The sequence below is a fragment of the Pseudonocardia alni genome, assembly GCF_002813375.1.
In the GTDB taxonomy this organism is placed as follows: domain Bacteria; phylum Actinomycetota; class Actinomycetes; order Mycobacteriales; family Pseudonocardiaceae; genus Pseudonocardia; species Pseudonocardia alni.
The window spans coordinates 4046287-4067668 of sequence record NZ_PHUJ01000003.1; the positions used below are offsets into that span (position 1 = coordinate 4046287).

At 75.8% G+C, this 21382-nt stretch carries 21 protein-coding genes and 1 pseudogene; 12 read left to right on the forward strand and 10 right to left on the reverse strand.

What is annotated here, in order from left to right:
- Positions 1-173: 173 nt before the first annotated feature.
- From ATL51_RS20055 to ATL51_RS20070, 4 genes and pseudogenes are all read left to right on the forward strand, one after another.
- On the forward strand, positions 174-572 hold the full coding sequence (locus tag ATL51_RS20055; RefSeq protein WP_073577581.1) for a 6-pyruvoyl trahydropterin synthase family protein: 399 nt from the start codon (positions 174-176) through the stop codon (positions 570-572).
- Complete coding sequence (locus ATL51_RS20060) at positions 569-1633, forward strand: glycosyltransferase family 4 protein (RefSeq protein WP_100879568.1); 1065 nt, start codon at positions 569-571, stop codon at positions 1631-1633. The genes ATL51_RS20055 and ATL51_RS20060 overlap by 4 nt, the downstream gene beginning before the upstream one ends.
- Before the next feature lie 56 nt (positions 1634-1689).
- Positions 1690-2514, forward strand: a complete 825-nt coding sequence (locus ATL51_RS20065) for an SAM-dependent methyltransferase (protein WP_100880825.1) — start codon at positions 1690-1692, stop codon at positions 2512-2514.
- A gap of 8 nt (positions 2515-2522) precedes the next feature.
- A pseudogene (locus ATL51_RS20070) lies at positions 2523-3356 on the forward strand (lysylphosphatidylglycerol synthase domain-containing protein); the annotation flags it as partial.
- A gap of 60 nt (positions 3357-3416) precedes the next feature.
- Here the strand turns inward: ATL51_RS20070 and ATL51_RS20075 are convergent.
- On the reverse strand, positions 3417-4160 hold the full coding sequence (locus ATL51_RS20075; RefSeq protein ID WP_100880826.1) for a creatininase family protein: 744 nt from the start codon (positions 4158-4160) through the stop codon (positions 3417-3419).
- Between the two features lie 12 nt (positions 4161-4172).
- Between ATL51_RS20075 and ATL51_RS20080 the strand changes: the two genes are divergently transcribed.
- The gene (locus ATL51_RS20080; RefSeq protein ID WP_100880827.1) at positions 4173-4823 is read left to right on the forward strand and encodes a GTP cyclohydrolase II; all 651 of its coding nucleotides are present in this window, start codon (positions 4173-4175) and stop codon (positions 4821-4823) included.
- Here the strand turns inward: ATL51_RS20080 and ATL51_RS20085 are convergent.
- Positions 4817-5797 (reverse strand): zinc-dependent alcohol dehydrogenase, encoded by a 981-nt coding sequence (locus tag ATL51_RS20085; RefSeq protein ID WP_100879569.1) that lies wholly within the window; start codon positions 5795-5797, stop codon positions 4817-4819. The two genes, ATL51_RS20080 and ATL51_RS20085, sit on opposite strands and share 7 nt — an antisense overlap.
- Before the next feature lie 92 nt (positions 5798-5889).
- Between ATL51_RS20085 and ATL51_RS20090 the strand changes: the two genes are divergently transcribed.
- On the forward strand, positions 5890-6558 hold the full coding sequence (locus tag ATL51_RS20090; protein WP_208623039.1) for a RibD family protein: 669 nt from the start codon (positions 5890-5892) through the stop codon (positions 6556-6558).
- A gap of 4 nt (positions 6559-6562) precedes the next feature.
- On the opposite strand, the gene ATL51_RS20095 is transcribed toward ATL51_RS20090, so the two are convergent.
- From ATL51_RS20095 to ppk2, 5 genes are all read right to left on the reverse strand, one after another.
- A complete protein-coding gene (locus tag ATL51_RS20095) occupies positions 6563-8893 on the reverse strand; it encodes a CDP-alcohol phosphatidyltransferase family protein (RefSeq protein WP_100879570.1) in 2331 nt (776 codons plus the stop codon).
- 49 nt (positions 8894-8942) lie between these two features.
- Positions 8943-9695, reverse strand: a complete 753-nt coding sequence (locus tag ATL51_RS20100; RefSeq protein ID WP_100879571.1) for an FkbM family methyltransferase — start codon at positions 9693-9695, stop codon at positions 8943-8945.
- Between the two features lie 44 nt (positions 9696-9739).
- Positions 9740-10297: a TetR/AcrR family transcriptional regulator gene (locus ATL51_RS20105; protein ID WP_100879572.1), complete on the reverse strand. Its 558-nt coding sequence runs from the start codon at positions 10295-10297 to the stop codon at positions 9740-9742.
- 25 nt (positions 10298-10322) lie between these two features.
- Positions 10323-11417, reverse strand: a complete 1095-nt coding sequence (locus ATL51_RS20110) for an SDR family oxidoreductase (protein ID WP_301549103.1) — start codon at positions 11415-11417, stop codon at positions 10323-10325.
- A gap of 91 nt (positions 11418-11508) precedes the next feature.
- Complete coding sequence (ppk2, locus tag ATL51_RS20115) at positions 11509-12306, reverse strand: polyphosphate kinase 2 (protein ID WP_073577784.1); 798 nt, start codon at positions 12304-12306, stop codon at positions 11509-11511.
- A gap of 139 nt (positions 12307-12445) precedes the next feature.
- Between ppk2 and ATL51_RS20120 the strand changes: the two genes are divergently transcribed.
- On the forward strand, positions 12446-13645 hold the full coding sequence (locus ATL51_RS20120) for an MFS transporter (RefSeq protein WP_100879573.1): 1200 nt from the start codon (positions 12446-12448) through the stop codon (positions 13643-13645).
- A gap of 6 nt (positions 13646-13651) precedes the next feature.
- Here ATL51_RS20120 and ATL51_RS20125 read toward each other — a convergent pair whose 3' ends face one another.
- Both ATL51_RS20125 and ATL51_RS20130 read right to left on the reverse strand, forming a co-directional pair.
- Positions 13652-14338, reverse strand: a complete 687-nt coding sequence (locus ATL51_RS20125) for an SGNH/GDSL hydrolase family protein (protein WP_073577589.1) — start codon at positions 14336-14338, stop codon at positions 13652-13654.
- Between the two features lie 22 nt (positions 14339-14360).
- Positions 14361-15065: a mycothiol-dependent nitroreductase Rv2466c family protein gene (locus ATL51_RS20130; RefSeq protein WP_100879574.1), complete on the reverse strand. Its 705-nt coding sequence runs from the start codon at positions 15063-15065 to the stop codon at positions 14361-14363.
- 92 nt (positions 15066-15157) lie between these two features.
- Here ATL51_RS20130 and ATL51_RS20135 point away from each other — a divergent pair, with 92 nt between their 5' ends.
- From ATL51_RS20135 to ATL51_RS20155, 5 genes are all read left to right on the forward strand, one after another.
- Positions 15158-16006: an NAD(P)-dependent oxidoreductase gene (locus tag ATL51_RS20135; RefSeq protein WP_455342416.1), complete on the forward strand. Its 849-nt coding sequence runs from the start codon at positions 15158-15160 to the stop codon at positions 16004-16006.
- Positions 16007-16083: 77 nt separating this feature from the next.
- The gene (locus tag ATL51_RS20140; RefSeq protein ID WP_073577591.1) at positions 16084-16779 is read left to right on the forward strand and encodes a response regulator transcription factor; all 696 of its coding nucleotides are present in this window, start codon (positions 16084-16086) and stop codon (positions 16777-16779) included.
- A 5-nt stretch (positions 16780-16784) separates the two neighbouring features.
- Positions 16785-18233, forward strand: a complete 1449-nt coding sequence (locus ATL51_RS20145) for a sensor histidine kinase (protein WP_392567406.1) — start codon at positions 16785-16787, stop codon at positions 18231-18233.
- Between the two features lie 63 nt (positions 18234-18296).
- Positions 18297-20090: a trypsin-like peptidase domain-containing protein gene (locus tag ATL51_RS20150; protein WP_100879577.1), complete on the forward strand. Its 1794-nt coding sequence runs from the start codon at positions 18297-18299 to the stop codon at positions 20088-20090.
- Between the two features lie 224 nt (positions 20091-20314).
- Positions 20315-20806, forward strand: coding sequence for a MogA/MoaB family molybdenum cofactor biosynthesis protein (locus ATL51_RS20155; RefSeq protein ID WP_373324192.1), 492 nt, complete (start codon positions 20315-20317; stop codon positions 20804-20806).
- An 86-nt stretch (positions 20807-20892) separates the two neighbouring features.
- Here the strand turns inward: ATL51_RS20155 and ATL51_RS20160 are convergent, their stop codons facing one another.
- Complete coding sequence (locus tag ATL51_RS20160; protein ID WP_073577592.1) at positions 20893-21312, reverse strand: antitoxin; 420 nt, start codon at positions 21310-21312, stop codon at positions 20893-20895.
- Between the last annotated feature and the right edge of the window lie 70 nt (positions 21313-21382).

Genomic DNA, 21382 nt, shown 5'->3' on the forward strand with positions numbered 1-21382 from the left:
CGCTCGGGCAGCACCGATGACAGGTCGCAGCAGCCGGGCGCATGCGCGTGACCAGCGCGGGCCACCCCGTGACGCGGCTCGGTCGCCGCGTCGCCCGCACGGTGGTTTCATGAACATTGCCCGCTTTTGATCTGGACATCCGGTTCAGGGGGCGCCGCACGCAGGAGGACCGATTGTTCAGCATCACCGTCCGGGACCACGTCATGGTGGCGCACAGCCTGCGCGGCGAGGTCTTCGGACCGGCGCAGCAGCGACACGGCGCGACCTTCCTCGTCGACGCCACCTTCCGGCGCCCTGAGCTGGACCCGGACGGGATCGTCGTCGACATCGGGCTGGCCACCGCGCAGCTCGCGGAGACGCTCGCCGACCTCAACCACCGCGACCTCGACGACCACCCCGAGTTCGCGGGCGTCAACACGACCACCGAGTTCCTGGCCCGGGCGATCGCGGACCGGCTCGCCGACCGCATCGGCGCGGGAAAGCTCGGCGGCAACGCCGGCGGGCTGACCGGCGTGACGGTGACGCTGCACGAGTCGCACGTCGCGTGGGCGAGCTACGAGCGGGACCTGTGACGGCTCCCGCACCGCCCCGCACCACGGGGCGTGCGGTGCACGTCGTCGTCCCCGCCGGGATCGACGACCCGCGTTCGCCGAGCGGCGGGAACCGCTACGACCGCGGTGTCTGCGCCGCGTTCGACCGCCCCGTGCGGGAGATCGCCGTCGTGGGCGGCTGGCCGGACCCGGACCGGGCCGCCCTCGAGCGGCTCGACGCGGCGCTCACGGGCGTCCCGGACGGCGGGTCGGTGCTGCTCGACGGGCTCGTCGCCTGCGCCGCGCCGGGGGTCCTGGCCCGTCACACCGGCCGGGTACGCGTGGTCGTCCTGGTGCACCTGCCGCTGGGCGACGAGCACGGGCTCGCCGCGGCGGTCGTCGCGGACCGCCGGGCCCGGGAGCGCGCGGCGCTGCACGCGGCAGCCGCCGTCGTCACCACCAGCCGATGGACGGCACGGCGGGTGGTCCGTCTGCACCAACTGCCCGTCGCCCGCGTGCACGTCGCGTCGCCGGGGGTGGACGCTGCCCCGATGACGTCCGCGCACCCGGCCGGTACCCGGCTGCTCGCGGTCGGGGCGCTCACCCCGACCAAGGGCCACGACCTGTTGGTCGAGGCCCTCGCCCGCGTCGCCGACCGGGAGTGGACGCTGCGCCTGGCCGGGCCGCTCGACCGCGTCCCCGCGCACGCCGCGGCCGTGCGCGCGGCGGTGGACCGGCACGGCCTGGCCGGGCGGATCACCCTCACCGGCCCGCTGACCGGCCCCGCCCTCGACGCCGCCTACGCCTCCGCGGACCTGCTCGTGCTGCCCTCGCGCACCGAGAGCTACGGGATGGTCGTCACCGAGGCGCTGGCCCGGGCCGTCCCGGTGATCGCCGCTGCGGTCGGCGGGGTGCCCGAGGCGCTCGGCGACGGTGGGCTGCTCGTCGAGCCCGGCGACCAGGAGGCGCTGGCCGGCGCGCTGCGGTCCTGGCTGACCGACCCGGGAATGCGCGCGGACCTGCGCGCCGCAGCCCGGGACCGCCGGGACCGGCTCGACGGCTGGGCCGACACCGCCCGAGCCCTCTGCGCGGTGCTGCCGTGAGCCCCGCCGCCGACCACCGCGGCGCCGACCGTCGCATCGACCACACCGCCGTCCCGATCCAGGGTGCGGCGGGCAATCCGGTCTGCCCGCCGGAGTGGCTCGCCCTGCGCGAGCCCGCCGACGCCGACGCGCGCTCGACCGTGCTCGCCGACGCCGTCCGCGACCTCCTGCCGCCGGGCCCGCTGCTGTTGCGCGACCTCGGCTGCGGCACCGGGTCGATGGGCCGCTGGCTCGCCCCGCGCCTCGCCCGGCCCGGTGGCCAGCACTGGGTCCTGCATGATCGCGACCCCGTCGTGCTCTCCCACGCCGTCGCGTCGCTCCCCGGCGGGGTGACCGGTGAAGCCGGGCCCGGCGACCTCACCGGGTTCGGCGCCGACCTGCTGTCCGGGACGTCGCTGATCACCGCCTCCGCGCTGCTCGACCTGCTCACCGCGGACGAGATGGACGCCCTGGCCGCTGTCTGCACGGCCGCCGGCTGCCCCGTGCTGTTCACCCTGACCGTGTCCGGCCGGGTCCGGCTGCACCCCGAGGACCCGCTCGACGCCGAGATCGGCGCCGCCTTCGACGACCACCAGCGCCGCGACGAGAACGGCCGGCGGATGCTCGGGCCGGACGCCCCCGCCGCCGCGGCGGCCGCGTTCGCCCGGCACGGCGCGCGGGTCCGCACCGCCGACTCGCCGTGGCGGCTCGGCCCCGACCGGCCCGCGCTGCTCCGCGAGTGGCTGGCCGGACGGCTCGACGCGGCGTGCGCGCAGCGTCCCGGCCTCGCCGCACACGCAGGCGCCTACCGTGACCGGCGCGAGCGCGCCCTCGACGCGGGGAAGCTCACCGTGTCGGTCGGCCACATCGACCTGCTGGTGGTCCCGGGGGAGTGGCCGTGAGACGCCGGGTGGGTCCGGCCCTGCGGCTGCTCGCCGGGGCCGGGTTGCTGGCCGCGCTGGTCGTGCAGGTCGGTGTCGGGCCGGTGCTGGAGCGGCTGCGCGGCGTGGGGCCGGCAGCGGTCGTCGCCGCGCTGCTGCTCGGCGCGGTCGCGACCGTGCTCAGCGCCTGGCGGTGGCGGATGGTCGCCCGCTCGATCGGGCTCGGCCTGACTGCGGGACGCGCCGTGGCCGACTGCTACGGCGCCACCTTTCTCAACTCGCTGTTGCCTGCCGGGGTCCTCGGCGACGTCCACCGCGCGGTCAGCCACGGGCGCAGCGAGGGGAACCTCGGCGCCGGGGTCCGGGCCGTGGTGTTCGAACGGGTCGCGGGGCACCTGGTCGCGGTGGCGGCCGTCGCCCTCGTCCTGGCGCTGCAGCCGGACCTGCTGCGGGCCGCGGCCGGGGCGGTCCCGGGCGGCGCGGTGCTGCCCGCGGTCGTCGTCGTGGCCGCGCTCGCCGGGGTCGGGTGGCTGCTGCGCGCCCGGCTCGGCCGCGTGTGGGCCGACGCGCGCACCGTGCTGCGCCCGCGCACCGCGGCCGGGGTGGTGCTGACCTCGGCCGGGGCACTGGCCTGCCACCTCACGCTGTTCGTGCTGGCCGCGCGGGCGGCCGGGGCGACCGCCCCGCTCACCGTCCTGCTGCCGCTGCTGCTGGTCGCGTTGCTGGCGATGACGATCCCGCTGACCGTCGGCGGGTGGGGGCCGCGCGAGGCGGCCGCGGCGGCCGGGTTCGCCGCGGTCGGACTGTCCGCGGCCGAGGGGCTCGCCGCCGCCGTCGCCTACGGGGTGCTGGCGCTCGTCGGGGTCGCACCGGGCGCGCTCGTGGTGCTGCGGCGCCGCCGGGCGGCCCGGGAGACCGCGCCGTCAGCGCCCGGCGAGCACCCGCAGGTGCCCCTCGAAGGCGACCACGAGCGCGTCGAGCAGGCCCCGGCCCTTGTCGGCGGTGGCGAGCGACGGCCGTCCCACCACACCGCCGGCGGAGTAGGCCGCGAGCCCGGTGGTGAGCAGGTACGGCCGCTCGTCGGCGACGTGGTCGGCGGTGCGGTACGACGGCCGGACCTGGTCGGGGACGGTGTGCAGGAGGATCGAGGTCTCCAGCTCCCCGGCGTGCATGTCGGCGGTGTTCGAGGTGGCGCACCCGGCGGTCCGGCGGGCGGCGGTCCAGTCCTCGGAGACGGGGAACAGGGCCATGGGCAGCGGCCCGACCGAGGCCTCCTGGACGACGTTGCGCAGGACGTGGTTCCCACCGTGCGCGTTGACCAGGACGAGTGCGGTGGTGCCGGAAGCGCGCAGCGAGGCGGCGACGTCGGAGACGACCGCGCCGAGCGTCGCCGCGGAGATGCTCACGGTGCCCGCCCACGCGGCGTGCTCGTGGGAGCAGGAGATCGTCAGTGGTGGCAGGACGCGCACGGGGTGGGCCTGCGCGATCCGGGCGGCCACCGCGGACGCCACGAGGGTGTCGGTGGTCAGGGGCAGGTGCGGTCCGTGCTGCTCGAGGCTCCCGACCGGGAGCAGGGCCACGGAGGCACCTCGCTCCCGGACGTCCTCGGTGGTGTCGACCGGGAGGGGATTCACGCAGGCGAGGCTCTCACGGCCCTGCCCGATCATGGAGGAGCAACGGTGCACGACGACCGACACGAGTTCGCCGAGTCCCGGTTGACCACGCGGCACGGGGAGTTCCGTGCGATCGCCTTCCGCGAGTACGAGGGCGGTCCCGAGCACCTCGCGCTGGTGCACGGCGACCCCGCGGACGTGGAGGCGCCGCTGGTGCGGATGCACTCCGAGTGCCTCACCGGTGACGTCTTCGGCGCGCGGCGCTGCGAGTGCGGGGCGCAGCTGTCGATCGCGATCGACGCCGTCGTCCGCGCGGGCCGCGGCGTGATCGTCTACCTGCGCGGGCACGAGGGCCGCGGCATCGGCCTGCTCGCGAAGATCCGCACACACGTGCTGCAGGACGAGGACGGCCTGGACACCATCGACTCGGCCGTCGCGCTGGGCCTGCCGGTGGACGTGCGCGACTTCGGGGCCGCCGCCGTCGTGCTGCGCCACCTCGGGATCGGCCGGGTGCGGCTGTTGTCCAACAGCCCGGCGAAGGTCGAGGCGCTGACCGGGTACGGCATCGTCGTCACCGAGCTGGTGCCGGTGCTGGAGCCCGCCGACGAGCACAACGTGCGGTATCTGACCGCCAAGCGCGACCGGCTCGGGCACGTCCTGCCGCAGGTCGACGCCGCGCCGGACGCGCCGCGCGGCCACACCGCGACCGGCTACTGACCCCCGTGGTGCGACACCCGGAGGCACAGCGACGGCGGCCCGCCCGCCGCCATCGTGGCGAGCACGGTGGGCAGCTGGTCGAGCGTGCAGTCGCCGCCGACCAGGGCGTCGAACCGGGGGTCGGCGAGCAGCCGCAGCGCCAGCGCCATCCGGTCGCCGTAGCCGCGGCGCGCCCGGCGCGGGGACACCGTGCCGACCTGGCTGGCGCGGATGGTGAGCCGGCGGCTGTGGAACGCCCCGCCCAGCGGCAGCGGCACCGAGCGGGTCCCGTACCAGCTGAGCTCGACCACCTCGCCCTCCGGTGCGAGCAGCTCCAGCGAGCGGGCCAGCCCGGCCGGGGTGGCGCTGGCGTGCACGACGAGGTCCCGGTCGCCCTCGGCGTGGTCGGGAGAGGCGAACCCGACGCCGAGCGCCGCGGCGACGACGGCCCGGTCCGGGTCGGGGTCGACGAGCTGCACCCGCGCGCCGGGCAGCCCGGCCAGGACCGCGGCCACCGACGCCCCGACCATCCCCGCCCCGACGACGGCGATCCGGTCGCCGACCAGCGGGGCGGCGTCCCACACCGCGTTCACGGCGGTCTCGACGGTGCCGGCGAGTACGGCGCGCGCGGCGGGCACGTCGTCGGGGACGACGGTGACCGCGTCGGTGGGCACCACGAACCGGCTCTGGTGCGGGTACAGGCAGAACACGGTCCGCCCGGCGAGCTCCGGCGGGCCCTGCTCGACCTCGCCCACCGCGAGGTAGCCGTACTTCACCGGGGCGGGGAAGTCGCCGTCCTGGAACGGGGCGCGCATCCGCTCGTGCTCGGACTCCGGGACCTCGCCGCGGAACACCAGGGTCTCGGTGCCGCGGCTGACCGCGGTGTACCGGGTGCGCACGAGCACCTCGTCGGGCCCGGGGTCGGGCACCGGCACCGTCCGGATCTCGCCGTGCCCCGGTGCGGCCAGCCAGAACGCCCGTGCCTCGTGCCCCACTCCACCGTCCCCGATCCCGGCGCGCGGCGCGCCGACGGCCCCGACAGTATCCGGACGTATCGGGCGCCTGCCCGGTACACGGAGGTGATCTGATGGACCGGCCGCACGTGCTGGCGTCGGTCGCGATGTCGCTGGACGGCTACATCGACGACGCCGGTCCCGACACGCTGGTGCTCTCCGACGCGGGCGACCTCGACCGCGTCGACGCCGTACGCGCCGGGGTGGACGCGATCCTGGTCGGCGCGGGGACCGTGCGCGCCGACGACCCGCGGTTGCTGGTGCGCTGCGCGGAGCGCCGGGCCGGGCGGGTCGCCGACGGCCGCCCGCCGTCGCCGCGGCGGGTCGTGCTGACCACCGGGTCCTCGCTGGACCCGGCGGCGCGGGTGTTCGCGGGCGGGGACGCGCCGCTGGTGTTCACCGCGGGCCACGCGGCCCCCGCACTGCGGGACCTGCTCGGCGACGCCGCCGAGGTCGTCGCCGCGGGGGACCCGCCGGACCCGTGCGCGGTGCTCGACGACCTGGCCGCCCGCGGCGTGCGACGGCTGCTGGTCGAGGGCGGGGGCGGCGTGCACACCGCGTTCCTCACCGCCGGGCTGGTCGACGAGCTGCACGTGGTCGTCGCGCCGTTCTTCGTCGGCGACGCCCGCGCCCCCCGCTTCGTGCACGACGGCCGGTTCCCGCAGTGCCCGCAGCGCGGCATGTCCCTGGTCGAGGCACGCCCGATGGGGGACCTGGTGCTGCTGCGCTACCGCGCGTCCTGACCGGTCACGAGAACGCGGCCAGGAAGCGGTCCCGGAACTCGGCCATCAGCCACGGCGGCGCGTCCGGCGGCGGGAGCAGCCCGGGCGTCCAGCCCCAGTCGTCGATCCGGTCCAGCACGTCGGTGTCGCGGGTGATGACCGAGACGGGGACGTCGGAGCCCGCGCCGGGCCCGGACACCGTCGCGCCGGGCTCGTGGTCGCCCAGCATCAGGACGACGAGGTCCCGGTCGCCCTCCGGGCGGTCGGCGACCCAGCCGGTGGCGCTGCGCAGCGCGTACTCCAGGGAGGTCAGGTAGTCCCCGCGCAGCGTCTCCCGGTCCAGGGAGAAGATCGTGTCGTAGGACTGCTGGCCGCCGGCGTACGGCCCGTAGACGGCGCCGTCGCCGATCCCGGCCGGGTCCAGCAGCGGGGGCACCGGCGACCACGGCGCGTGGCTGGAGGTCAGCACCACGGTGCCGAGCACCGGGCCCCGGTCGGGGCGGTCGAGCTCGAGCCGGGAGAACGCGTCGAGGGTGTACTGGTCGGGCATCGGGGACCAGCTGAACGGCGGGCCGGTGTAGCCGAGGTCGTCGCCGGCGTACACCCGCTGGTGGCCGAAGAACGCTGCCTCGGGCCACTCCCGCGTCGTCGCCGGGGTGATCACGGTGGTCTCCCACCCGGCGTCGCGGAACGCGCGGGGCAGCGTCAGCCGGTCGGACGCGGTGAGCCGGTCGTGCGCGCCCTGGTCGGCGATGGAGAGCCCGGAGAACAGCGTCGCGTGGGCGAGCCAGCTGCCGCCGCCGCTGATCGGTGCGGTGAGCACGCCGCTGCGCGCGCCGTACCCGGCCGCGGTGAGGCGGGCGTCGGCCTCGGCGAGGACCGGCCGGATCCGGGGCGCCATCGCGGGGGCGTTCTGGGCATTGCGGCCGTAGCTCTCCACGAAGGTGATCACGACGTCCTTGCCGCGCAGCGCGGACAGCAGCGCGTCGGGCGGGGCGCCGTCCCAGCCGTCGCGGGCCAGGCTCTCGGTGAGCTCGCGGCGCTCCCGCAGCGTCTCGGGGACCTGCCGGGCACGGTGCGCGACCTCGGCGACGCCGTCGGCGGCGGCCACCGGCACCCCGGGGACCAGGCGGGCGTCGGCGACCGTGCCCACGACCAGCCAGGCCGCGGCCAGCAGCGCGGCGACGCCGACGGTGGCCCGCCGGTGCCGGGCCGCGAGCCGTCCGAGCCGGACGGCCGCGGCGGCCGTCGCCACGACCAGGCCCACCGCGACGACGGCGGCGAGCACCACGACCGCCGTCCCGGCGGCGCCGGCGGTGCCCTGCAGGAAGTCGTGCGCGTTGCCCAGCAGCGACCAGTCGGACACGGCGTCGAACCGGCGGCCCTGGAAGGTGAGGAACCCGATGTCGGCCAGCTTGAGCAGCCCGAGCGCGGCGAGCAGCGCCCCGGCCAGGGCGGCGGCGACCCGCCGGGCCCGCCCGGGCAGCAGCGCGAGCACCGCGGCCCCGAGGACCGCCTCGATCGGCAGCCGCAGCAGCCCGGCCGGGTCGAGGGCGACCGGGTCGGCGGGCAGCACCAGGATCCCGCCGACGAGCGCGAGACAGAGCGTGGTGAGCAGCGCGGCCCCGGCCCGTCGGGCGTGGAACGGGTGCCGGTCGGCGGCCCGCCACAGCTGCACCACCGACACGCCGAACGACCACACCAGCGCAGCCAGCGCCATCCCGACCGCGGTGAGCGCGACGGCGTCGGGCAACACCCCGGCCGCGGTCACCACGAGCACGATCCCCTGCAGGGCGGCGACGACCTTGGCCGAGTAGCGCGGCGGGAGCTCGCCGCGCAGCCACGGGGCGACCCGCCCGGCGGCGACGAAGGCGTAGCGCAGCAGGCCCAGCGCGGTGACCCACCACTGCCCGGTCGTCGCCGCGACGTGCGCCGACAGCACCATCAGCAGGAAGGCGTCGGTCTCCATGTCGAACCGGGCGCCCAGCGCGGTCGCCGTGCCGGTGCGGCGCGCGACCGGGCCGTCGACGCCGTCGAGGACGAGCGCGACGCCGACGAGCGCCACGAGCGCCACGGTTCCGGCGCCGTCCAGCCCGACCAGCGCGACGACCGCCACGGCGAGCGCCCCCCGGGCCACCGTGACCACCCCGGCCGGGCCGAGCGTGCGCTCCCCGGCGCGGCGCGCGGCCCGCAGCAGCAGCGCCGCGGCGACGACGCCGACGACGGCCGCGCCGGTGACCCGCAGGGCACCGGCCCCGGCCGTCGGCACGAGCACGGCGAGGACGGCCGCGAGCAGCGCCGCGCCCGCCGCGACCTGGAGGGCGACGGGGGCGGTACCGCTGGTCTTCCGGAGCATCAGGTGTCCAGCATGCCCGACTTGTCCGGTGATCGACCCGGCGGTGCGGTCAGGCGGGCACGTGGCGGGCGTAGACGTCGCCCGAGCGGCCCAGCGGGCGGCGCCGGTCGAGCAGGGCGCGGAGCTCGGCGGCGTCCACCCAGCGGTCGCCGGCCGAGGTGTCCCAGGTCATCGTCTCGACGGGGGAGTAGCGGTAGACGTAGCGGCCCAGGGCCTCGATGCGGGCGAGCGACTCCAGGGTCGCGTCGTGTGCGGCGGGCAGGTACTCCACCGACAGCGCGGGCAGCGGGCGCGACAGCCCGTCGAGGACGTCGGCCTCGAAGCCCTCGACGTCGATCTTGCAGAAGGCCGGGACGCCGTACTCGGCGATGAGCGCGTCGAGCGTGCTGACCGGCACCTCGATCGAGGAGTCCCAGGTCACCCGGCTGAACCCGGCGTCGTCGGCGACGGTGTCGCGCCAGCGCTGCGACAGCGTCGAGACGGTGGGGGTGGCGCGGGAGACCCCGAGGCGGGCGGTGCCCGCCGCGGCGCCGAGCGCGAGGGGCAGGACGGTCACGGCGTCGTCGCGGCCGAAGAACAGGCGCAGCAGCCGGGTGAAGTCCGGCTGCGGCTCGACGGCGACCACCCGCGCCCCCAGGGCCCGCCAGGCACGCACCCGGTTGCCGGCGTGCGCGCCGACGTCGAAGGCGAGGTCGCCGGGACGCAGGAACGCGGAGTAGAAGCGGCGCATCCGGCGCTGCCGGCCCGGGATCCCGTGGTAGGTCGCGAGCGAGCGGGCGATGCCGGAGGCACGGGTGAGCACGCCCCGAGCGTAGTGGACGAACGAGGAGGAAACGGACTCGACGGTCAGGGGGTGGCCGGGCTGCGGTCGGCGGTCTCCACGACCCCGGCCAGCAGCGTCCGCTCGGTGACCCCGGCGATCTCCTGCCGGCCGAGCCTGCCGTCGTGCGCGGCGAGCACCGCCCGGGTCAGCAGGGCGTAGAGCGCCTCGGTCATCCACGTCGCGGACTGGGTCACGCAGAAGGCCCCGCTCCGCTGGCCGCGCCGGAACAGCTCGACGAGCAGGGTGTCCATCTCGGCGTAGCGGGCCAGGACCTCGTCGCTGGACTGGATGCGCTCGGCGAGCACCCACAGGTCCACCGAGGGCAGCAGGCCGACGATGACCCGGCGCACCGCCTCGATCGGGTCGCCCTCGTCGGTCCGGGCCTCCCGGATCGCGGCGATCCCGCGCTCCACGCCCATCTCGCTGAGCTCGGAGAGCAGGGCCTCCCGGCCGTCGACGAGCCGGTGCAGGGTCGCCCGGCTGATGCCGGCGCCGGTCGCGATCTCCGACATCGACGCGGCCGGGTTCTGCACGAGCACGGTCGCGGCCGCGAGGAGCACGTCGTTCCGCTCGATGGCCACGCCGGAGACGGTAGACCTCCCGGCGTCAGACCATCGCAGCCGTTCCGACCTGCGGATTCGCGCTGAAGAAGCGGACCATCGCGTCGACGTGCCCGGCGAACGACGGGCAGTGGACGCCGAGCCCGCCGAGCATCGCCGTCGTCGCGTCGGTGTCGTAGTGCGACGGGTGGGTCAGGTACTCCAGCGTGCTCGACGGGACCTGGAACAGCCGTCCGACGCCGGGTACGTGGTCGATGGAGAACGCGGCGAGCCCGACCGGCATCGGCACCACGCGCAGCTGCTTGCCGAGCCGGTCGGCGAAGACCTCGCACATCTCGGTCACCGTCGGCGGGGCCGGCTGGGCCAGCGCGAACGTCCGGTTCACCGCCGGGCCGTGCCCGGCCAGCGCGGCGATCCCGTCGACGACGTAGTCCGAGGGCACCAGGTTGAACCGGGTCCGCGACGCGGCGCGGGGGAGCGGCGCGAACGCCGTCCGGCCCTGCCGGGCCAGCAGCTGGAGCAGGTAGTAGGGGCCGTCGAACTTCTGCGTCGCACCGGTCACCGAGTCCCCGACGACGACCGAGGGCCGGTAGACCGACACCGGCAGGCCGGCGTCGCGGGCCTTCGCCACGACGCGCTCGGCCTCGTGCTTGGTGTGGTCGTAGTGGTTGGCGAAGGGCTGGCCGAGCTCCAGGTCGGTCTCGGAGAAGATGCCGTCGTAGCGGCCCGAGACGTAGCAGGTCGACACGTACTGCAGCCGGGCCAGCTGCGACGCGGCCTCGGCGAACCGCACGACGTGCCGCGTGCCCTCGACGTTCACCCGCCAGGCGACGTCCGCCGGCACCGAGAGGTCGTAGACCGCGGCCAGGTGGAAGATCTCCAGCGGTCCGCCGAGCAGGCGCTCGCGCTCGGCCCGTTCCAGTCCCAGTCCGTCGACGGTGATGTCCCCGACCACGAGGTCGGTGCGCCCGGCGATCTCCGGCGCCTCGCGCTCGATCCTGGCCAGCGTCGTGCGGGCCTGGTCGAGGAACTTCGCCTGCACCAGTGCGACCGCGCGCGCGTCGGGCGCTCGGCGCAGCGTCCGCGGCAGCAGGGCCGACCCGAGGAACCCCGGGAACCCGGTGAACAGCACGACACCCACGGGTGCACCGCCTCTCGCGCGGCGTCCGTGCCGCATCGTCGCTCGCCGGGACGCTATCCGGTACCGGCCGTACCGTCCGGGTGGGTGTGACCTAGATCAGCGTCGACGCGTGGTCGGGCACGTCGCGCTGCACCTCGCGCGGCGGGCGCTCGTAGCCCGTCGACGGCTTCCGGTCCGGCAGCGTCAGCACCTGTCGCGCCACCGGCTCCCAGGGGATCGACCCGAGCAGGTGGTGGATCATGTTGATCCGCGCGTTGCGCTTCTGTTCGGCCTCGACGATCCACCACGGCGCGTGCTCGGTGTCGGTGTGGATCAGCATGTCGTCGCGGGCGCGGGAGTAGTCGTCCCAGCGGGTCATCGACTCGAGGTCCATCGGCGAGAGCTTCCATTGCTTGAGCGGGTTCTCCAGCCGCTCGGCGAACCGCCGCGCCTGCTCCTCGGCGCTGACCGAGAACCAGTACTTGCGCAGGTGGATGCCGTCCTCGACGAGCATGTTCTCGAACACCGGCGCCTGGCGCAGGAAGCGGCGGTACTCGGTCTCGGTGCAGAACCCCATCACCCGCTCGACGCCGGCGCGGTTGTACCAGGACCGGTCCATCAGCACGATCTCGCCGGCCGCGGGCAGCTGCTCGATGTAGCGCTGGAAGTACCACTGCCCCTTCTGGCGCTCGGTCGGCGCGGGCAGTGCGACGATCCGGGTGAACCGCGGGTTGAGGTACTGGGTGACCCGCTGGATCGCCCCGCCCTTGCCCGCGGCGTCGCGTCCCTCGAAGACCACGACCACCCGTGCGCCCGACGCCCGGACCCACTCCTGCATCTGCAGCAGCTCGCCCTGCAGGCGGAGCAGCTCGGCGTCGTAGACCTTGCGCGGCAGCTTCGGGGTGCTCACCGGCACAGCCAACCAGAAGGCGGGGTGACGTGGCGGACAGCGCGGTGGGCTGGCGCGTCGCCTATTTACTCGTCTAGCGTGTTTATTCGCGACGACGACGCCGCCTCCCTGTCCCGCCACGTCCCGGAGGAGGCACCCGATGCGTGCCGTCACCACCCGTCCCGCCTTCGCGCTCGCCGCACTCGCCGTCGGCGCCTTCGCCATCGGCACCGGCGAGTTCGTGATCATGGGCCTGCTGCCCGACGTCGCCGGCGGGCTCGCCGTCGACATCCCCGGCGCGGGCCGGCTGATCTCGGCGTACGCGGTCGGCGTCGTCGTGGGGGCCCCGCTGCTGATCGCGGCGGCGAACCGGTTCCCGCGCAAGCACGTCCTCATCGGACTCATGGCCGGCTACGCCGCGTTCAACGTGCTGTCCGCCGTCGTGCCCGGCTACCTGCCGGTGCTCGCCGCCCGGTTCCTCGCCGGGCTCCCGCACGGCGCCTTCTTCGGGATCGGCGCCGTCGTCGCGGGCGGGCTCGTGAGCGCCGACCGCCGGGCCCGCGCGATGGCGACGATGTTCGCCGGGCTGACCCTGGCCAACGTCGCGGGCGTCCCGGTCGGGACCCTGCTCGGCCAGCAGCTCGGGTGGAGGCCGGTGTTCGGCGTCGTCGGGGTGATCGCCGCGGTCGCCGCGGTGGCCGTCGCCGCCTGCGTCCCCGACGTCCGCGACGCCACCCCGGTGCGCCTGCGCGCCGAGCTGCGCGCCCTCACCCACCGTCCGGTGTGGACGGCGCTGCTGATCGCGACGGTCGGCGGGGCCGCGCTGTTCAGCACCTACAGCTACATCACCCCGATGCTGGTCGAGGTCGCCGGGTTCACCCCGACCGAGGTCACGCTGCTGCTCGCGTTGTTCGGCGTCGGCATGACCGTCGGGAACCTGGTCGGCGCCCGCCTGGCCGACATCGCGACCATGCCGACGATCTACGGCGCACTCGTCGCCGACGCCGTCGTCGCGCTGCTGTTCGTGCCGGCCCTGCAGAACCAGGCGACCGCGGTCGTCGCCCTGTTCACCTTCGCCGTGACGACGTTCGCGCTGGTCCCGGCGGTGCAGCTGCGGATCATCAGCGGCGCCGGTGACGCGCCGAACCTGGCCTCGGCGGCCAACCAGGCCGCGTTCAACGTCGCCAACGCGATCGGGGCCGCCCTGGGCGGCATGGTGATCGCGGCCGGCTACGGCTACGCCTCGCCGAACGTCGTCGCGGCCGGGCTGGCCGTGGTCGGGCTGGTCGTCGCGGTGCCGGCCGGGCGTGGGGACCGGACGGCGGCGTCCCGGGCGCGCGCGGCCGCCGCGGCGGTGTGACGGGGTTCAGTACCCGGCGCGACGCAGCGCCTCCCCGAACACCTCGGTGATGGCGGCGTAGCCGCGGTCGTTGGGGTGGAACCGGTCGGAGGCGAGCTTGCCGCGCCAGTGCCGCGTCCGCGGGTCCCGCAGCTCGGCCAGTACCAGCCCGCGGCGCCGCACGGCGTCGTCGATCAGGCCGTTGACCTGCACCGCCGCGGCGAAGGTGCCCGGCTGGTTGCCGACGACCGTGCCGCGCGGGAGCCGGTCGAGCAGGGCCGCGTACCGGCTCCCGACGCCCTCCTGGTGCTTGGGCTGCATCAGGTCGTTCGACCCGATCAGGCACAGCAGCAGGTCCGGGTGCAGCCGCAGCGCCGCCGGGAGCTGCGCGTCGAGGACGTCGTCGACGCGGGCGCCGTACTGGGACAGGTTGACCGTGCGCCAGCCCGGCAGCAGCGGGATCAGCTGCCCGAACCAGCCGCGCTCCGGGGCCGACGCGCCGACGCCCTGGGCCATCGAGTCGCCCAGCGCGACGCACACCGGCCCGGTCCGGGCGAGCTCGGTGCGGTTGCGCTGCTCCCAGTACGCGGCGTAGGGCTCGATCTGCTGCTGCACCCGGCGGATCGCGGGCACGAACCGGGACACCGCGGTGATCACCCGGCCCGGCGGGCGCCCGGTCCGGTTGGAGAAGCCGAGATCGCCCGCGTCGGTCACGTCTCCAGTGAAGCAGAGATCGTCACCGCACCGTCGTCTCCCCGTGCGCGATCCGCGCGGTCAGCGGGGTGTCGGGGAACGACCGCAGGCTCCGCTTGAGCTCGGCGAACCCGGGCCAGGTGGCGAGGGTGTACGTCGCCTCCCACAGCCGCAGCGCGTCCTCGCCGAACGGCACGGAGTCGATCACCGGCCCGAACAGGGCCGGCCCGTCCGGCGGGGAGAACGACAGGATCGGGGTGCCGACGTCGTCGCCGCACCGCCGCCGGGCCTCCGCCACGTTCGCGGCGAGGCCCTCGTCGAGGTCGGTGCCCGTCGCGGCGTCGGCCAGGGCAGGGTCCAGACCGAGGTCCTCCAGCACCGGACGCAGGTCCCGCTGCTGCGCCATGACCCGCATGACCGGGTCGAAGCCCTCGCCGTCGGGTGCGGGGGAGTCCCACACCAGCTCGCCGAACCGGGTGTAGAGGTCCCCGACGACCTCGGGACCCGCCACCGCCTCGGCCGCGGCGATCACCCGCAGCATCTCCAGGCCGCGGAGGTGGGAGTCCGGGTAGGACTCCGAGACCTTCCGCCGCTCCTCGTAGGAGATGCCCTCGTTCAGCATCGCCAGCGGCAACGGGCGCCAGTGCACCGCCAGCTCGCGAAGGCGGCCCACCTCCACCACCCAGCGGGACGTGACCCAGCAGAACGGGCAGATCGGGTCGAAGAAGAACTCGAGTTCGTCGCTCATCCCACCCGGGTACCCGGTCGGCGTGCCGGCAGTGCCGCGCAGGCGCGTCGGCGCTCCCACGGAGATCGACCTACGGTGGGTCCATGACGACCGTGGCACTGCTGGGAACCGGGATCATGGGCGCCGGGATGGGGCACAACATCCTCGCGGCCGGGCTGGACCTGCGGGTCTGGAACCGGACCGCGGCGAAGGCGCAGGCGCTCGCGGACGCGGGCGCGGCCCTGCACACCGACCCGGCCGACGCCGTGCGCGGCGCCGACGTGGTCGTGACAATGCTGGGGGACGCCGACGACGTCACCGCCGTCCTGGAGCAGGCCGCCGGCGGTCTCGCGCCGGGCCAGGTGTGGCTGCAGACGACCACCGTCGGCGTCGAGCCGTTCGACGGGCTCCGCGCGATCGCCGGACGCCACGGCCTGACCCTGCTCGACGCGCCGGTGCTCGGCACCCGCGCGCCCGCCGAGTCCGGGCAGCTCGTCGTGTTCGTCGCCGGCGACCCCGCGGCGCGTCCGGTCGTCGACCCGGTGCTCGACGCCGTCGGCAGGCAGACGGTCTGGGTCGCCGAGGACAACACGACCGCCCAGGCGAGCCGGCTCAAGCTCGTCGCCAACAGCTGGGTGCTGGCGATCACCGCGGCGACGGGGGAGTCGGTCGCGCTGGCCCAGGGACTCGGGGTGGACCCGCAGGCCTTCCTCGACGCCGTCGCCGGCGGTCCGCTGGACCTGCCCTACCTGCAGAACAAGGCGAAGGCGATCCTCGACGACGACTTCACGCCCAGCTTCACCGTCGACAACGCGGCCAAGGACGCGGGCCTGATCGTCGCCGCGGCGGAGGCCTCGGGCACCCGGCTCGACGTCGCGCCCGCGGTGCGGGACCGGCTGCGGCGGGCGTCGGAGCGCGGGCACGGCGGCGACGACATGGCCGCCGCCTACAAGGCGTCCTGATCACCGGGCCCTGATCACCATCCGCTGATCAGGGCCTGCTCAGGTTCCTCTCAGAGCCGTCGGCGAGACTGGCGCCCATGCGCATTCTGGTGGTCGACGACGACAAGGCGGTCCGTGACTCGCTGCGTCGTTCGCTGGCCTTCAACGGCTACCAGGTCGACCTCGCCGAGGACGGCCAGGTCGCGCTGGACAAGATGCTCACCGACCGGCCCGACGCGCTCGTCCTGGACGTGATGATGCCGCGCGTCGACGGGCTGGAGGTGTGCCGGCGGCTGCGCAGCGCCGGTGACGCGCTCCCGATCCTCGTGCTCACCGCCCGCGACGCGGTGTCGGACCGGGTCGCCGGGCTCGACGCCGGCGCCGACGACTACCTGCCCAAGCCGTTCGCGCTGGAGGAGCTGCTCGCCCGGCTGCGCGCGCTGCTGCGCCGCCGCACCCCCGACGCCGACGACGACGCGGGCACCAGCCCCGCGCTCACCTTCGGCGACCTGTCGCTGGACCCCGACACCCGCGAGGTGTCCCGGGGCGGACGGCCGATCAGCCTCACCCGCACCGAGTTCTCCCTGCTGGAGCTGCTGCTCGCGCACCCGCGCCGGGTCCTGACCCGCGCCCAGATCCTCGAGCAGGTGTGGGGCTACGACTTCCCGACCAGCGGCAACGCCCTGGAGGTCTACGTCGGCTACCTGCGCCGCAAGACCGAGGCCGAGGGCGAGCCCCGGCTGATCCACACCGTGCGCGGTGTCGGCTACGTTCTGCGGGACACCCCGCCGTGACCCAGCTGCTCCCGCCCGACGAGGAGCGGGCCGAGCGCTGGTGGCGCCGCGGGCCCGCGGCCGAGCCGGACCGTGAGCGGTTCACGCTGCGCGCCCGGATCGGGGTGCTCGCCGCACTCGTCGCCGCCGCGATGGTGCTGCTCGTGTCCGCCGCCGCGTTCCTCGTCGTGCGCCAGAACCTCACCAGCTCGCTGGACGAGACGCTGCGCCAGCGCGCCTACGCCGCGGCGCAGAGCGACCTGATCGACCCGCGGCTGCTCGCCGCGCTCCCGCCCGACGTGCTCGGCGCGGCCGACCTGCACATCGCGCTCGTCTACTCCTCGGGCGTGGCGACCTCGGCGGACGAGTCGTCGCGGCCGCCGCTGGGGGAGCCGGAGATCGAGGTCGCCCAGGGCGGGCCGACCCAGCCGGGCCGCACCGCCGAGCTCGACGGCGTGCCGTACCGGATCGTCGCGGTCCGGGCAGGGGACGGCCGCGCGCTGGTGCTGGCCCAGCGGCTCGACACGATGACCCGGGTGGTGACCCGGATGGGCACCGCGCTGCCGATCGTCGGGCTGGGTGGCGTCGTGCTGGCCGCGCTCGCCGGGGTCGCCGTCGCCCGGACCGGGCTGCGGCCGGTGCTGCGGCTGACCGCGGCGACCGAACGCGTGGCCAAGACCGGTGACCTGCGCCCGATCCCCATCTCCGGGTCCGACGAGCTCGCCCGGCTCACCCAGTCGTTCAACACGATGCTCGGCGCGCTGGCCGCGTCGCGGGAACAGCAGCGCCGGCTCGTCGCCGACGCCGGGCACGAGCTGCGCACCCCGCTGACCTCGCTGCGCACCAACCTGGAGCTGCTCGCCTCCGCCGACCGGCCGGACACCCCCGACCTGCCCGCCCAGGACCGCACCGAGCTGCTCGACGACGTCCGCGCCCAGGTCGAGGAGCTGTCCCACCTCGTCGGGGACCTCGTCGAGCTCGCCCGCGACGACGCCCCGACCATGACCAGCGAGGCACTGGAGCTCACCGAGATCGTCGACCGCGCCCTGGACCGGGTGAAGCGACGCGCGGGGGAGGTCGAGTTCGACGTCCACCGCACCCCGTGGATCCTCGACGGCGACGCCAGCGCCCTCGAACGGGCCGTGCTCAACCTGCTCGACAACGCCGTGAAGTGGAGCCCGCCCGGCGGCACGGTGCGGCTGTCGATGGTGCCGATCTCGCCGGAGTGGCTGGTCATCGAGGTGGCGGACGCGGGTGAGGGGATCGCCGCGCAAGACCTGCCGCACGTGTTCGACCGCTTCTACCGGGCCGACACCTCGCGGACCATGCCCGGCTCCGGGCTGGGGCTGTCGATCGTCGCGCAGGCGGCGGCACGGCACGGGGGAGAGGTGCGGGCCGGGCGCGCCCCGGAGGGCGGTGCGCTGCTCTCGATGGCCCTGCCGGGCCGGTACGTGGCGGAGCCGGACAGCCCATAGCCTGGTGTGACACGACGTGACACAGCGGTGACACGACGGACGGAGACGACGGACGGTGGACGCATGACCCAGGACAACCCGCCCGACGAGCCGACCCGCACCGGAGCGGGGACGTCCGGTGGGGCCTCCGGGGACGCGGCCGGCCGCGAGGGCGGGCCCGCCGCCACCGCGGGACCGGCCGGGTCCTCCGGCGACGCCGCCCCGGAGGAGGACGGGCCGCGGTCGTCCTCGTCGGGGTCCTCCACCGACGGGTCCGCGTCGGACGGGGTCACCGACGCTCCGGCCACCGGCTCGCCGGGCGCCGGGGACGGCGCCGAGGCCGGCCCGGCCGGGGACACCGCCGCGACCGGCGCGGGCGGGGAGTCCGCGACGACGCCCGCGACCGCCGACGACGACGCGTCCACCCGGTCCGGCACGACCGACGACGACGCGTCCACCCGGTCCGGCACGACCGCCGCGACGACCGCGGCCGGAGCGTCGGCCGCCACCCCGGCGGACGAGGACGCCACCCCGCACCACGACCACGGCCCCGACACCGAGGCCGTCTCCACCCAGGATCCGCCCACCGACCGCTGGGCCGTGCCCGCCAACCCGTGGGCCCGCCCCGGCTCCACCGCCGCAGACGCGCCCGTCGCGGGCTCCGGCGGTGCCACGCCCGACGCGGCCGCCCCGGACACCTCGACCGACACGACGCCGGTGCTGGCGGACGGGGCCCGGGAGCTCCCGGCGCACCCGGACGCGACCGGCGCGGCCGCCCCCGGCGAGCCTGCCCCGCCCCCGTGGGCGGTCGGTGCGCCGCCCGCACCGCGGCGCCCGCCCGGCCGCGGCCGCCGGAGTGTCGTCCTGCTCGCGGCCGGGCTGCTCATCGCGCTGGTCGCGGGTGCCCTCGGCGGCCTGATCGGTGCGCGCCTCACAGGCGGGTCGGGAGGCACGGCGCCGTCCGGCTCGGTCGAGGCCGTCGCCGAGAAGGTACTGCCCGCCGTCGTGCAGATCCGCGTCGACGGCGGCGCGGGCAACGTCGGTGACCGCGGCGAGGGCTCCGGCATGATCGTCGGCAACGACGGCCTGATCCTCACCAACAACCACGTCGTCGCCCCGGCGGCCCAGGGCGGCACGCTGCGCGTGGTCCTGCAGGACGGCCGGACCGCCATCGGGACGATCGTCGGGCAGGACCCGCAGTCCGACATCGCGCTCGTGCGCACGGACCTGCCGGGCCTGAGCGCGGTCGAGCTCGGCGACTCCGACCGCGTCCGGGTCGGTCAGCAGGTCACCGCGTTCGGGTCGCCGCTCGGGCTCGGCGGGTCGGTCACCACCGGGATCGTCTCGGCCGTCGACCGGGCCGTCGGCATCCCCGCCGAGTCGGGCGCGCCCGGGGCGAGCGACACCGTGCTGAACGCGATCCAGACCGACGCCGCGATCAACCCCGGCAACTCCGGGGGCCCGCTGGTGGACTCCGACGGCCGGGTCGTCGGCATCAACTCCGCCATCGCGACGGCCGGGCCGGGCGGCGGCTCGATCGGCGTCGGCTTCTCCATCCCGATCAACCAGGCCCGCCGGATCGCCGACCAGCTGCGCGGCGGCGGCAAGGCCACGCACGCCGTGCTCGGCGTGACCGTCGGCAACGACCCGCAGCTGCGCGGCGCGGTGATCCAGGAGGTCACCCCGGACGGCGCGGCCGCGAAGGCCGGGCTGCGCCTGCAGGAGATCGTCGCCCGGCTCGGCGACCAGCGGATCACCACCGGCACCGATCTGCAGGCCGCGGTGCGGTCGCAGCCGCCGGGCAGCGTCGTCCAGCTGGAGGTCGTCGACGCCGGCGGGGCGACCCGGACCGTCGAGGTGACACTGGGCGAGCAGTGAGGGCCTGCCCGGGTGCAGTCCGTCCGACCGGACGGGGCCGGGTGGGTGGCGCGCACCGCACGTCGTTGACGGGTGAACAACCGGCGTGATGGGGTGTCCCCGTATTCGGTGGTGCCCCACCGAATACGCCCGGAGCGTCGTGTCGGTGCCGGTCCCCCCTCCCCGCACCGGCACGGCCTCCCCCGGGCCGCGTCCCGGCCGACGCTAGGGTGACCGCCATGGAGATGTCGGGTCCGCAGATCGGCCGTGCCCTCGTGGTGATCGTCGACGACCGGGTCAGTGCGGGTGAGCGGTCCGACGGCACCGGGCCGCTGGTCACCGAGCTGCTGGAGGAGGCCCACTTCCTCGTCGACGGCGTGGTCTCGGCCCCCGGCGACGTGGTGGCCATCCGCAGCGCGCTGAACACCGCCGTGATCGGCGGCGTCGACCTGGTGGTGACCGTCGGCGGCACGGGCGTGTCGCCCCGTGACGTCACCCCGGACGCCACCACCGGTGTCCTCGACCGGCCGGTGCCGGGGATCGCCGAGGCCATCCGCGCCTCCGGCCTCGCCGCCGGTGCGGTCGACGCCGGGGTGTCCCGTGGGGTCGTCGGCGTCTCGGGCAGCACGCTGGTGGTCAACCTGGCGGCGTCCCGCGCCGCCGTCCGCGACGGCATGGCGACGCTGACCCCGCTCGTCCCGCACGTCATCTCGGAGCTGTCCGGCCTCGACGACTGACCGGCCCCGCCGGCTCGGTCGCACGACCGGTCACGCGACGGGAACGGGCCCCGGCGGAAGCCGGGGCCCGTTCGTCGTGATCGGGGTCAGTTCGCCGGGGGCACCGGCGGGACGCCGCCGTCGTCCTTGCGCTCCGGCGGCACCGGCGGGACGGCCGGGGGCTGCTGCGACGCGGCCGGGTTGCCCTGCGGCGCCAATGCGTCGCCCCCGGGCGGGGCGGGCGGCACCGGCGGGACGGCGTCGCCGTGCGTGCCGGCGCCCGGAGCGGCCGGGCCGGTGTGCCCGAGTGCACCCTCGACCTTGCCCTTCACCCCGCCGATCTGCTCGGAGTACTTGCCCCCGGTGGCCTGGTCGACCTTCTCGGCGGCCTTCTCGACGAGCGGCCCTGCCTTCTCCTTGGCCTTGTCCAGGTGCGGGCCGGCCTGCTCCATCGCCTTGTCCAGGTGCGGCTTCGCCTTCTCGATCGCGTTCTCGGCCGCCTCGCGTGCCTTGTCCAGGAACCCCATGAGTGGTCCACCTCTCCTGTCGTCGCCCGGTCGCCCGGGCGGATGCGTACGGCTGACCCCATGGTGTCAC

Excerpts from the sequence above, each read along its gene's own strand:
- ATL51_RS20160 (WP_073577592.1), bottom strand. The coding sequence starts at position 21,312 with ATGGGGTTCCTGGACAAGGCACGCGAGGCGGCCGAGAACGCGATCGAG.
- ATL51_RS20095 (WP_100879570.1), bottom strand. The coding sequence starts at position 8,893 with ATGCTCCGGAAGACCAGCGGTACCGCCCCCGTCGCCCTCCAGGTCGCG.
- ATL51_RS20090 (WP_208623039.1), top strand. The coding sequence starts at position 5,890 with ATGGACCGGCCGCACGTGCTGGCGTCGGTCGCGATGTCGCTGGACGGC.
- ATL51_RS20155 (WP_373324192.1), top strand. The coding sequence starts at position 20,315 with ATGTCGGGTCCGCAGATCGGCCGTGCCCTCGTGGTGATCGTCGACGAC.
- ATL51_RS20130 (WP_100879574.1), bottom strand. The coding sequence starts at position 15,065 with ATGAGCGACGAACTCGAGTTCTTCTTCGACCCGATCTGCCCGTTCTGC.
- ATL51_RS20150 (WP_100879577.1), top strand. The coding sequence starts at position 18,297 with ATGACCCAGGACAACCCGCCCGACGAGCCGACCCGCACCGGAGCGGGG.
- ATL51_RS20140 (WP_073577591.1), top strand. The coding sequence starts at position 16,084 with ATGCGCATTCTGGTGGTCGACGACGACAAGGCGGTCCGTGACTCGCTG.
- ATL51_RS20120 (WP_100879573.1), top strand. The coding sequence starts at position 12,446 with ATGCGTGCCGTCACCACCCGTCCCGCCTTCGCGCTCGCCGCACTCGCC.
- ATL51_RS20075 (WP_100880826.1), bottom strand. The coding sequence starts at position 4,160 with ATGATCGGGCAGGGCCGTGAGAGCCTCGCCTGCGTGAATCCCCTCCCG.